We start from the raw sequence: 10,477 nt of genomic DNA, 5'->3' as shown, positions 1-10,477 counted from the left end.
GCGCTACCGAAACGCAAAAGCCCGCGCTGTTGCCAGCGCGGGCTTTTTTGTTGCCTGCATCGCGGGAAGAATCCCGGTAGCGCCGGCCGTTGGCCGGCCCTCGCGATGCCTGTTACAGCGCCCAGATCCCCGCAATCACCAGCAGCACCAGCCCCCACTTGATCGCGTGGTAGGCAAACGCGCTCTTGGCGCGCAGCGCCTTGGCCTTCAGCCGCACCTTGTACAGTCCGCCAAACGCCTTGTTGACCCCACCGGTGGGATCCCCCGGCAGGTTCGGTGAGGCACCGCCGGCCAGCAGCGTCGCCGCCACCGCGCGGTTGAACAGCCCCGGCAGGCCGAAGCGCAGCGGCCGGGCGATGTCGCAGAACAGGATGACCCGGTCTTCCTGGGTCTCGTTGTGCGCATGGTGAATGTAAGTCTCGTCGAACATCATCCATTCGCCGTCGCGCCAGCTTTTGCGGATGCCGTCCACTTCGATGTAGCAGCCATCGTCATTCGGCGTGGCCAGGCCCAGGTGCAGGCGCAGCGAGCCGGCAAACGGATCGCGGTGTGGACGCAGTTCGCTGCCCGGCGGCAGCTGCGCGAACATCGCCGCACGTACCTCCGGAATCGACTCCAGCAGCGCGGTGGTCTGAGGGCACAGGGCCTTGGCCGACGGGTGCGAGGGGCCGTACCAGCGCAGGTAGAAGCGCTTCCAGCCGCGGCGGAAGAACGAATTGAAGCCGGCGTCGTTATATGAGCTGGAGGCCGCGATCTTGTCCGCATCGCGCAGCGCCAGCGCCTCGTCGCGGATCATCTTCCAGTTCGCGCGCAGCGGCTCCAGCTGCGGGAACTCCTTGCCCGGGTCCAGGAACGGCGTGGTCGGCACCTTGGAGAACAGGTACATCACCACGTTGATCGGGGCCATGAAGCTGGAATGGTCGAGCAGCTGGCGCGACCAGCGCGCCCGGACCTTGCCGCGGTAGTGCACGTACAGCACGCACGCCACGAACAGGGCCACCACAATTATCTTGATCATCGAACGTCCACCGGCGGGGGCCGGAAAGCATCAGTGAAGGGGAGTCGCACGCGGTGCTGGCGGGCCATGGGGAGCGGCGGGCCACGCGTGCCGTATTCAAGATCGTTATGGTCCGCGTGGGTCCCTGTCCGGTCAAGCCAGCCGTGTACAGGTAGTGGACAAGCGGTTCATCCGATGTCTCACTTGTCGCGCATCAGACTGATTTTAAAAGAGATATTTCGGCAGCCACAGCGTCAAACCGCAGTCCGCGCGACAAACTGTTCCACGTAAGGGTCCGACATTTCTCCGACAAAGACTGGATTGCTGTACTTCCGGGTACTAAAATTAACGAAAGTTTGACATCACCCCCATTCAGCAGCACCGGTACGCCTGACGCTTCGCGCCGACCACCGGGTCGCCCAAAGAACGTCATGAATACTTCCGTTACCTCGTGTGTCGATGACACCGCCCCTGCCCTGTTGCTCAAGCGCGGCGAACGCCTGCTGGAGCCGGACGTCTACCGCACCTGCCTGAACGGCCAGCCGGCCGTGGTCAAGGACTACACCCGCTACAAAGGCACCCCGCTGTCGCTGGTGGCGCGCCTGCTGGTGCGCCGCGAGGCGAGCATGCTCAAGCGCCTGAGTGGCTGGAAGCACGCCCCGGCCCTGCTCGGCACGATCGGCGGCCTGGCCCTGGGCATGGAGTTCATCCCCGGCCAGACCCTCAGTGCCGCCACCTCGGTGGGTGCCGAGGTGTTCGAGCAGCTGCAGTACGCGCTCAGCCGCCTGCATGCCGCCGGCATCACCCACAACGACCTGCACGGCACCAATGTGATGGTCAACGGCGGCGTCCCGGTGCTGGTGGACTTCACCTCGGCCTGGCGCAGCCCGCGCTGGCTGCCGGTGCACCCGGTCTCGCGCCAGCTGCGCCGCAGCGACATGAAGAACCTGTTGAAGATGCGTCAGCGCCTGACCGGCGAGCGCCCGACGGCATCGCAGGCGGCGCTGGTCGCCGACCCGCGCTGGGTGGCCGGCGTGCGCGTGGCCTGGAAGCGGTTCTACCGGTGGTTCAAGGGCGTCTAACGGTTACAGCGCGTCCGCGTCCAGCTCACCGGTACGGATGCGCACCACGCTGCCCAGGTCGTACACGAACACCTTGCCGTCGCCGATCTTGCCGGTGCCGGCCGCCTTGACGATGGCTTCTACCACCTCGTCGACCTGGGTGTCGGTGACCGCCACCTCGATCTTCACCTTGGGCAGGAAGTCGACCACGTACTCCGCGCCCCGGTACAGCTCGGTGTGGCCCTTCTGCCGCCCGAAGCCCTTGACCTCGGTCACCGTGATACCGGTGACCCCGCGCTCGGCCAGCGCCTCGCGCACATCGTCAAGCTTGAACGGTTTGACCACCGCCATGACCATCTTCATTCGTTGGCTCCTGTATCTGCGGCAGCGAGGATACCGCCTGTCGGCCGATGAACGCGATGCTGCCACCGTATTCCGGCCACCCCCACGGGGATTATCCTAGACGTGAACCTGGCCAGCCCCCACCGAAGCGGAGTCCCCCATGATTGACCTCAACCAGATCGACGACCTGGCCCGCCGCCTGAGCGACATGGTGCCGCCGGGGCTGCGCGAACAGCGTGAGGAGCTGCAGGCCACCTTCAAGAGCGCCCTGCAGGCCGGCTTGGCCAAGCTGGACCTGGTCACCCGCGAAGAATTCGACGTGCAGCGCGCGGTGCTGCTGCGCACCCGCGAGAAGCTGGAAGCGCTGGAGAAGACCGTGGCGGCGCTGGAAGCCGGCGGCAACGCGCCGGAGCGTCCGGCTCCGTAAGCCAGTCCGTTGAGACGCGCCTGCCGCGTCTCTACAGGGCTTTCCCGCCGCCCAGCCACGCGCGTGCTGCAGCCATCGTCGCCTCGCCCTCGGACACATCGTCCGGTACCACCTGCTCGTGCCGCCTTCCTGATCGATCTTGTGCGTGGGTGGTCGTCAGTGCAACGCGCGCGCCATCCGGCAGCGGGATCGGGAGGTTGCCCGTCGCCAGACCTGCGGTAGGTTGGCCAAAGAAGCGGGTATTGGGTCGGTCGATGAAGGCGATGGCGGTCATCTCCCCCGAACTCGCGGTGCGCGGACCAATCAAAACGGCGACCGGTGCCTGCGAAAGATCACATTCGGGCTCCCCCATGATCTCCCAGGCCGACACCTTCCCCTTCCTGTCGATGAAAGCGCCCGGCGATGATTTGCCAAGGAGAGGAAACAGTCCGGCCAGCATGGGCCGCATGCTGCCACCGCTGTTATCTCGCAGGTCCACCACCCAGCCTTCCACGTCTTGCCCGATGGCACACAGTTGGCGCTGAATCCCATTGGAAATTTCAAGGGACGACTGCGACTCGACGCCGCTCACGCTGGGCACTTTCACGTAACCAGTGTCCGCACCAAGCCGCTCCACGCGCGGTGTTTCAGCAGCGCGGGTGCGCTGGGTGGCGAAGTCGGCCTCATGCGGCAACCGGAAACGGCTGTGCCGGTCGCCCAGAGATCTCAGGATCTCCCGATAGAGCGGATAGTTATCTGCAGACTGGGCGGCGTGCCCAGCGGCGTCGATGCGGGGCTGCAGGGACTGCCACGGTACCCGGTCGGCATACAGCGCCCTGGCACGCACGGCTGCGATGAACGCATCCATGTTCTCCTTCGCACCGGTGTCGCGTGTAGCAGTGCGTGCAGTGTCCTGACGAATCCTGAGTGCCGCGCCGCGCGCGCTCCCTTCCCCCCTGAACACCATGCCGAAGACCAGCCGGTTGGCATCGTTCGGAACGTTCACCACCAGACGCCGCTCGGTCACCCCATCGCGTGCCTGCACCAGCTGACGTGCGGTGTTGGCAAACAGCAGGCGTTCTTCGTCTTTGTGAGCGCGCATCCACAGCGTCGCCTGACCATCTCCCTCGACCGACATCTCCGCGCTGAGGACGTATACGGCACCGCCTTTGCCACTGATATCCAATGAGGAAGTGCTGGAGCCAAATGCGCGCCCGTCTTTGGCGATACGCCGCAACTCAACAGAGGCACCTTCGGGGGTGGCTGGATCACCGGAAACGGTGCCGGTGTAGCCTGTGGCTGGAATCAGAGAGATGGGAGGGCGGGTTGCGGCAGGCTCTGCCGCGAACGCGCCTGCAGCACTGAACATTGCCAGCATCAGAACTGCGACGCGAACTACGATTCTGCGGTAGGGCTGATTGTTGCATCCCTGCATCGTGATCTTCCATCCGTGGGAGGACCGAGCCTAGCAGGCCTCTGGCGTCGATCACAATCGCACGGCAGTAGTGATTACAGATGGGCGCGGGAGACGCGCATGGCGCGTCACTCCGAGACGGTCACCTGCTGTCGCTGCAAGCCCCAATCTCCATCCACCGTCACCTGCGCATCGCCGAGGCGCTGCGTCAGCGCCTCGAAATCCAGATCCGCCATCGCCCATAGCTGATCACCTTGGGTGCTCGCCAGCACGCCATCTGCCGGGAAGCCACGGTCCATCGGGGCGTACAGCACCGCCTCACCGGTGTTGACGTCCAGCGCAGGACTCCACGCCGCCTCGCCTGCCGTCACCGCCTTGGCGACGAACATGCGGTTTTCCAGCGCGCGGGCCATGCAACCCACGGTTACGCGGGTGGACCCGGCGTCGGTGTCGGTGCAGCTCGGGACCAGCAAAAGCTGTGCGCCGGCTTCGCGCTGGGCGCGCACGCTGAGCGGGAATTCGCTGTCGTAGCAGACCGCGATGCCGGTGCGCACGCCGCCCAGGTCGAACACCTGCAACGCGTCACCCGCCTCGATTACACCGAGCTGCTTCTCGAAGCCGGTGAGCTGCATCTTGTCCTGGTAACCGCGACGGCCATCGGGCGTGAACCACCAGGCACGATTGCGGTAGCGGCCCTCGCCGACCTGCAGCAGGAAGGTACCCGCCTGGATGATCAGGTTCAGGCTGCGTGCCAGTTCGGCGTACAGCGCCAGCCAGTCGTCATGGAAGGCCTGGATGCCGCGCAGCGAAGCCGGCAGGCTCTTTGAGACGTCTGGACCGAGTGCCGCCGCCAGCTCCAGCGACAGATACTCCGGCAGCACGGCAAGCTGTGCGCCGGCGGCGGCCGCCTCGGCCAGCACGGTGCGCTGGCGTGCGGCGAACTCAGCCCACGACGCCGGGGCCTGGATGGGATATTTCGCCACCGCCACTTTCATTGAGATGTCTCCAGTTCGCGCAGCCAGAACGTCAGCGCGTGATCACTCTGCGCTTTCGCGCCGACTTCTTTCCACGCCAGCGTCGCGCGCAGCTCTGGCTGCTCGCGATAGCCGCGACCCTGCCAGAACGCATGGTTGCTGTGGTACTCCGCCGGGCAGCGCGGATCGTCAGCGGTACGCACCACCGACGCGAACGCGCTGGTGCGCACGCCGGGCAGGCTGCGTGCATGCGCTTCGCGTTCGTCAAAGAAGCGGTGGCCCAGTCCGCGCCCGCGATAGGCCGGCAGCAACACTGATTCACCGCAGTAGAAGATCCGATCTTCCGCCAGATTCGACTGCTGGAAGGGCGCTCGAATGGCTGGCTCCGCCTCCACCAGCCGCATGCCGGTGGACGCGCCTATGGGCGTGTCAGCCTCATCCAATGCCAGCACCAGCACCCCACCGACGGCCTGGCTCAGCGCCTGCAGATACTCGCGCTCATAGGCCATGTCGCCGTCGTACAGATACGGGAAGTCGCGAAACACCGCGATGCGCAGCCGCGCTACATGCTCCAGCCACGGCAGCATGTCCGCGCCGGTGACCCGCAGCACCTGGATGACCGGATCCATCTCAGGCGTCCGGTGCGATCTGCGCGATCCAGTCGGCCAGGTTGTAGTAGTTGGTCACGCGCGCGATGCGGCCGTCGCGCACTTCGAAGAAGGCACCGCCGGGCAGCACATAGCGCTGGCCGGTCGCCTCGGGCAGGCCGTCGTCGGTGGCCTGGTACTGGCCATGCACCACATAGCTGGCGGCCACGTGTACGCCATCGGCGTTGGACATCACCACGATGTCCTTCAGCTGCTCGGCATAGTTGCGGTCCATGCGCTGCAGGAAGGTGCGGAAGGCCTCGCGACCGATCTCACGCGCCCCCTGGTTTAAATCATGGGCCACGTCATCGGTCAGCAGGGCCAGCATGCCCTCGCGGTCGCCGGCATTGAAGGCCTCGTAGTAACGGGTGATCAGCGCGTGTGCCTCGGCGGACATGAGAAAGTCTCCTGATTGGGGGCCGCAATAAACGGCAGACCCGCAGTATCGGAAATCCCTCCCCCCGCGTAAATCCGCAACGGACGGCCCGGCTCTCCTCTATCATTCTGACTTTCCCCACCGCACCGGCATCATGGATCGATCCCGCTCGCACCCTTACCCTCCGGCGCGCCTGTTCTGGCGCGTGGCTGCCTTCGTAGTAATGCTCGGCTGCGCTGCTACCACAACCGCCCAGACCGCGCGCAAACCGTCCCCTTACGAAGTTCGCCCAGGCACCGAGGCGGCGACCCCGCCCAACACTGGCCCGGACTACCTGCCCCGCATCGACGGCCGCGCCCAGTTCATGCAACTGGCACGGGTCTACAACGCCGGCACCGCGCTGGAACTGCCGCACCTGATCTTCGTCATCGACCGTCAGGCCGGCAACCGCATCTATTACGTCAACACGCCGCGCCATGCGCTGCATGAGCAGTTCGTGCGCCAGCAGCGGCTGGTGCGCAGCCTGGACAAGGCCACGCTCAACGCACAGTACCGCGATCCCGCACGCCGCTTCCTGTTCGGCACGCTGGCATGGCAGCAGGATCTGCCGGGATACACCTACGAGTTCTGGGAAGGCGACCAGCTCACGGCGGCACTGCTGCGCGAGACCGACAGCGCGGTGCGTGCTTCGTTCGCCGAGCCGATCCGCTTCAAGACCAACTCCACCCAGCATGATGCGCTGGCCAAATCAACCGGGCTTGCGTTTGTGACCCAGGAAGCCTTGCTGCGCGAGCAGCGCTTCCTGCCATTGAACACCGGCAGCGCCGAGGGCCGGCTGCGCATCGTGCGTACGCAGGCGCAACTGGACGCACTTTCACCGCGCGACATTCCGGTGCTGGACGAGGTGCCGATCGCGCTTGCTCCCGTTGCCGGGCTGGTGACACAGCGCCCTTCCACCCTGCTCTCGCATGTGAACCTGCTCGCCAAGGGCTGGGGCATCCCCAATGTGTACCTGCGCGATGCCCAGCAGACGCTGCGTCAGTACGATGGACGCTGGGTGTCACTGCAGGTCACGGCCAACGACTATCGGGTCACCCCGCTCAAGCGCCCGGCCCGGACGCCCTCCAGCAGCACGCCTCGCCCGACGGTACGCAACCTGCCACGCCCCGACCTCAGCGTGACCGCACTGAAGCCGCTCGCCTCGCTGCGTGCCCGTGACAGCCGGCAGTGCGGAGTGAAAGCGGCAAATCTGGGCGCGCTGAGAGCGGTGCTGCCACCGGCCGCCAGCGTGCCTGACGGCTTCTGCGTCCCGTTCGCGCACTATCAGGCGATGTCTGATCGCCTCGGCATTGCCGCGCGCCTGCGGTCCCTGCAGCGTCGCCCCGGCTTCGATAGCGACCCCAGTGTGCGCCGCGAAGCGCTCGCCGCTCTGCGTGCAGAGATCGCCAACGCCGCGCCCGACCCGGCCTTTGTGCGCGATCTGGATCGCCAGTGGCGCAGCCAACTGAACAGCGCTGCCGTGTTCGTACGTAGTTCGTCCAATTCTGAAGATCTGCCCGGCTTCAGCGGGGCCGGCCTGTACACCACCGTGCCGAATGTGACGCGCAGTGAAGCGGTGGCCAAGGCCGTGCAGACCGTGTGGGCCTCGGTCTACAACTTCGAGGCCTATGAGGCACGCAGCGCCGCCGGCCTGCCGCAGGATGCGGTTTCGATGGCGGTGCTGGTACAGCGCGCCGCGCCCTCGGACAGCTCGGGGGTGATGATTACCCGTGACCCGTTCGATGCCAACCGCAAGCACATCACTTACATCTCGGCCAAACGTGGCCTGGGGATCCGCGTGGTGGAAGGCAAACGCCAGGCCGAGCAGGTGATGTACTCGAACTGGTCGAAGGCGGTACAGGTGTTGAGCCGCTCGGCCGAAGACACGCAGCTGGTCGCCCAGGCGGGCGGCGGCGTGCGTGAAGTGCCGATCACCGGCTCACGCCAGGTGCTGACCGATGCGCTGATTGCGCGCCTGGCCAAGCTGGGCGTCACCACCAAGCAGGCGCTCGGTGGTGTGGATCAGGACATTGAATGGGCCGTGGTCGGCGACGACGTGCTGATTCTGCAATCCCGGCCTTACGTGTCGCCCTAGGCCTGCTTGAACACCGTACGCTTGCCGATCGGCGCGGCTTTACGCGCTGTGGGCTTGGCCAGACCCGGAACCAGATAATCCGCCACGCTGCGGCCGCGTGCGGTTTTCTCGACCAGCCAGCGCGGCGTGCTGCCCCGCCCGGTCCAGGTATTGCGCTTGTTGTCCGGGTCCCGGTACTTCACTGGCAGCTTGCCGGTCTTTGCGCGCTTGACGCGTTTGACGCGCTTGGCCGCAACAGGCGCGTCGGCGACGCTGTCCCCAAGGAGTTCTTCGATGCTGTACCCGGATGCCTTGGCCAGCGCCCGCAGTTTCCGGCGTACTTCCGCAACCGGCGGACGCTTCTCCAGCAGCGCTTTGCGCTTCTGGGCGGCCTTCATCAGGGAGGTTAGTTCGCGTGAATTGAGCTTTTCGAGGTCAATAGTCATCAAGCGAGGTTCATGCCAAAGCGAATGGGCTGTCAAGCGCCAGCGTTCGCCAAGGTCGGACAATAGTGTCCGCGCATACACGCTCGATCACGCCACCGCGTGGCAGACAGCGCTGCCTCGATCCTCCCGTAGCCCCCCTACTTCCGGCATATGGCGAATATGTAACAGCGCTTATACATTTCAGCCATGGACAGACCCTCCCCTACCCTCGGCACCCTGGTCCGGCACTTGCTGGAGCAGCTGGATGGCGACCTTGAAGCCGTCTACGCGGCCTCCGGGCTGGAATGGCGACCGCGCTACACACCGGTCCTGCGGGTGCTCATGCGGCAGGGTCCTGTCTCCATCAAGGTGCTGGCGCAGGAGATCGGCATCACCCACTCCGCGGCCAGCCAGACCGTGACGCAGATGGCCAGGCATCGCCTTGTGACGTTGAAGCCGGGCGCGGATGCACGCGAGCGGATTGTGGTGCTCAGCGCCAAGGCCCAGCGCATGGTGCCTGCCCTGCAGCGCCAATGGGCGGCGACCAACGCGGCGGCCGCGCAGCTCGACGCGGAGTTGTCAGTCCCGCTTTCCGCTGTTCTTTCTGAAGCCATTGCCGCACTGGATCAGCGGCCATTCGCAACCCGCATCGCCGCGGCAGTTGCCGCGTCCAGTGGTACCCCCGACGCATAGCCGCAGCACCCACAAGGGATCGCATATGAACGCAATAACGCAGTCCAGTGCACCGCCCGTCCCCACCCGTCCTGCATGGCAGCCGATCGCACTTGGCGAGCACGGCGTGCTGAAGCCAGGCAAGCTGCGCTGGCTGCGCGCCTGTGCCTGGGCCATCCCCCTGTTCTTCCTGGTCGCCATCCCGGCAGGTGCGATCACGCAGTTCCTCGGCGGATTCTGGCCAAAGACCAACGAACCGATGCAGTTTGTCGCCGGCCTGCTCGGTGCCCTGGCCTCGCTCGGCATCTACGCACTGGCTGTGCACCTGGTCGAGAAGCGTAGAGCGTCGGAGATTGCGTTGCGTCCGATGCTTCCACAGCTGTCCATCGGTCTGCTGACCGGCCTGGTGATGTTCGCAGCGGTCATGGGCATCATGGGCGTATTCGGGTTCTACGACATCCATGGGGTCGGCCCGGCACCGGCGTGGACGCCGCTGCGCAAAGCCATCCAGGCGGGCGTGGTGGAAGAGCTGATGATGCGCGCCGTGCTGCTGCGTCTGCTGTGGCGCGCATTCGGTCCGTGGGCCGCCTTCGCGCTGTCATCCGCCGTATTCGGCTTCAGCCATCTGGGCAACCCGAATGCGACGGTGTTTGCCGCCCTCTGCATTGCACTGGAAGCCGGCGTCATGTTGGGCGCGTTCTACGCACTGACAGGGCGCATCTGGGTCTCGATCGGCACGCACATGGCCTGGAACTTCACCCAGGGCTACCTGTTCGGCACGGCGGTGTCGGGCACGGCGCTGGGACCGGCCATTGCACAAAGCACCCCCAATCCCGCAGTAGCGGAGTGGCTGACCGGCGGTGCGTTTGGTCCTGAAGCCTCGCTCCCCGGGCTGCTGGTCTGCCTTGCCGTCGGTCTCATGGTGGTCTGGATGGCCTGGCGTCGGGGACAGTTCGCCAAGCAGTAAGGGGTATCGGGGTGGCCACAGCAGCGGCCCCCCCGCTCCAGCGGTTAAGGAAGTACACCGCCAGCTCGACCAACAATTAACCT

The 10,477-nt window shown here is 65.6% G+C and carries 12 protein-coding genes; 5 read left to right on the top strand and 7 right to left on the bottom strand.

The window, feature by feature from the left end:
- Positions 1-112 precede the first annotated feature (112 nt).
- Entirely contained in the window at positions 113-1,018 is a 906-nt protein-coding gene (locus QMX83_RS17265) for an aspartyl/asparaginyl beta-hydroxylase domain-containing protein (RefSeq protein WP_282297872.1), read from the bottom strand.
- 410 nt (positions 1,019-1,428) lie between these two features.
- On the opposite strand from QMX83_RS17265, the gene QMX83_RS17260 reads away from it, so the two are divergent.
- Positions 1,429-2,079: an RIO1 family regulatory kinase/ATPase gene (locus tag QMX83_RS17260; RefSeq protein ID WP_282297871.1), complete on the top strand. Its 651-nt coding sequence runs from the start codon at positions 1,429-1,431 to the stop codon at positions 2,077-2,079.
- A 3-nt stretch (positions 2,080-2,082) separates the two neighbouring features.
- Here QMX83_RS17260 and QMX83_RS17255 read toward each other — a convergent pair whose 3' ends face one another.
- The gene (locus QMX83_RS17255) at positions 2,083-2,421 is read right to left on the bottom strand and encodes a P-II family nitrogen regulator (protein WP_125358417.1); all 339 of its coding nucleotides are present in this window, start codon (positions 2,419-2,421) and stop codon (positions 2,083-2,085) included.
- 139 nt (positions 2,422-2,560) lie between these two features.
- Here QMX83_RS17255 and QMX83_RS17250 point away from each other — a divergent pair, with 139 nt between their 5' ends.
- Entirely contained in the window at positions 2,561-2,827 is a 267-nt protein-coding gene (locus QMX83_RS17250; protein WP_282297869.1) for an accessory factor UbiK family protein, read from the top strand.
- 31 nt (positions 2,828-2,858) lie between these two features.
- On the opposite strand, the gene QMX83_RS17245 is transcribed toward QMX83_RS17250, so the two are convergent.
- The 4 genes from QMX83_RS17245 to QMX83_RS17230 all read right to left on the bottom strand — a co-directional run bounded on the left by QMX83_RS17245 (position 2,859) and on the right by QMX83_RS17230 (position 6,238).
- Positions 2,859-4,184 carry a S41 family peptidase gene (locus QMX83_RS17245; protein WP_282297868.1) on the bottom strand — a complete coding sequence of 442 codons (1,326 nt, stop codon included), beginning with the start codon at positions 4,182-4,184 and terminating at the stop codon, positions 2,859-2,861.
- Between the two features lie 164 nt (positions 4,185-4,348).
- On the bottom strand, positions 4,349-5,215 hold the full coding sequence (locus QMX83_RS17240; RefSeq protein WP_282297867.1) for a carbon-nitrogen hydrolase family protein: 867 nt from the start codon (positions 5,213-5,215) through the stop codon (positions 4,349-4,351).
- Positions 5,212-5,823, bottom strand: coding sequence for a GNAT family acetyltransferase (locus QMX83_RS17235; protein ID WP_282297866.1), 612 nt, complete (start codon positions 5,821-5,823; stop codon positions 5,212-5,214). The genes QMX83_RS17240 and QMX83_RS17235 overlap by 4 nt, the downstream gene beginning before the upstream one ends.
- 1 nt (position 5,824) lies before the next feature.
- Positions 5,825-6,238, bottom strand: coding sequence for a ketosteroid isomerase-related protein (locus QMX83_RS17230; protein ID WP_282297865.1), 414 nt, complete (start codon positions 6,236-6,238; stop codon positions 5,825-5,827).
- A gap of 133 nt (positions 6,239-6,371) precedes the next feature.
- Between QMX83_RS17230 and QMX83_RS17225 the strand changes: the two genes are divergently transcribed.
- Positions 6,372-8,351: a PEP/pyruvate-binding domain-containing protein gene (locus tag QMX83_RS17225; protein WP_282297863.1), complete on the top strand. Its 1,980-nt coding sequence runs from the start codon at positions 6,372-6,374 to the stop codon at positions 8,349-8,351.
- Here the strand turns inward: QMX83_RS17225 and QMX83_RS17220 are convergent.
- Positions 8,348-8,776: an H-NS histone family protein gene (locus QMX83_RS17220; protein WP_282297862.1), complete on the bottom strand. Its 429-nt coding sequence runs from the start codon at positions 8,774-8,776 to the stop codon at positions 8,348-8,350. The two genes, QMX83_RS17225 and QMX83_RS17220, sit on opposite strands and share 4 nt — an antisense overlap.
- A gap of 186 nt (positions 8,777-8,962) precedes the next feature.
- Between QMX83_RS17220 and QMX83_RS17215 the strand changes: the two genes are divergently transcribed.
- Together QMX83_RS17215 and QMX83_RS17210 are read left to right on the top strand one after the other, a co-directional pair.
- A complete protein-coding gene (locus QMX83_RS17215) occupies positions 8,963-9,448 on the top strand; it encodes a helix-turn-helix domain-containing protein (RefSeq protein WP_282297861.1) in 486 nt (161 codons plus the stop codon).
- 25 nt (positions 9,449-9,473) lie between these two features.
- Complete coding sequence (locus QMX83_RS17210) at positions 9,474-10,394, top strand: CPBP family intramembrane glutamic endopeptidase (RefSeq protein WP_282297860.1); 921 nt, start codon at positions 9,474-9,476, stop codon at positions 10,392-10,394.
- Positions 10,395-10,477 lie beyond the last annotated feature (83 nt).

It is taken from the genome of Stenotrophomonas sp. PS02289, from assembly GCF_029960115.1.
GTDB lineage: Bacteria > Pseudomonadota > Gammaproteobacteria > Xanthomonadales > Xanthomonadaceae > Stenotrophomonas.
This window is presented reverse-complemented; position numbering and strand designations above follow the sequence as displayed.

What these genes read in the sequence shown, in the direction of transcription:
- QMX83_RS17265 (WP_282297872.1), bottom strand. Translation starts at nt 1,018, where the DNA reads ATGATCAAGATAATTGTGGTGGCCCTGTTCGTGGCGTGCGTGCTGTAC.
- QMX83_RS17260 (WP_282297871.1), top strand. Translation starts at nt 1,429, where the DNA reads ATGAATACTTCCGTTACCTCGTGTGTCGATGACACCGCCCCTGCCCTG.
- QMX83_RS17255 (WP_125358417.1), bottom strand. Translation starts at nt 2,421, where the DNA reads ATGAAGATGGTCATGGCGGTGGTCAAACCGTTCAAGCTTGACGATGTG.
- QMX83_RS17250 (WP_282297869.1), top strand. Translation starts at nt 2,561, where the DNA reads ATGATTGACCTCAACCAGATCGACGACCTGGCCCGCCGCCTGAGCGAC.
- QMX83_RS17245 (WP_282297868.1), bottom strand. Translation starts at nt 4,184, where the DNA reads ATGCTGGCAATGTTCAGTGCTGCAGGCGCGTTCGCGGCAGAGCCTGCC.
- QMX83_RS17240 (WP_282297867.1), bottom strand. Translation starts at nt 5,215, where the DNA reads ATGAAAGTGGCGGTGGCGAAATATCCCATCCAGGCCCCGGCGTCGTGG.
- QMX83_RS17235 (WP_282297866.1), bottom strand. Translation starts at nt 5,823, where the DNA reads ATGGATCCGGTCATCCAGGTGCTGCGGGTCACCGGCGCGGACATGCTG.
- QMX83_RS17230 (WP_282297865.1), bottom strand. Translation starts at nt 6,238, where the DNA reads ATGTCCGCCGAGGCACACGCGCTGATCACCCGTTACTACGAGGCCTTC.
- QMX83_RS17225 (WP_282297863.1), top strand. Translation starts at nt 6,372, where the DNA reads ATGGATCGATCCCGCTCGCACCCTTACCCTCCGGCGCGCCTGTTCTGG.
- QMX83_RS17220 (WP_282297862.1), bottom strand. Translation starts at nt 8,776, where the DNA reads ATGACTATTGACCTCGAAAAGCTCAATTCACGCGAACTAACCTCCCTG.
- QMX83_RS17215 (WP_282297861.1), top strand. Translation starts at nt 8,963, where the DNA reads ATGGACAGACCCTCCCCTACCCTCGGCACCCTGGTCCGGCACTTGCTG.
- QMX83_RS17210 (WP_282297860.1), top strand. Translation starts at nt 9,474, where the DNA reads ATGAACGCAATAACGCAGTCCAGTGCACCGCCCGTCCCCACCCGTCCT.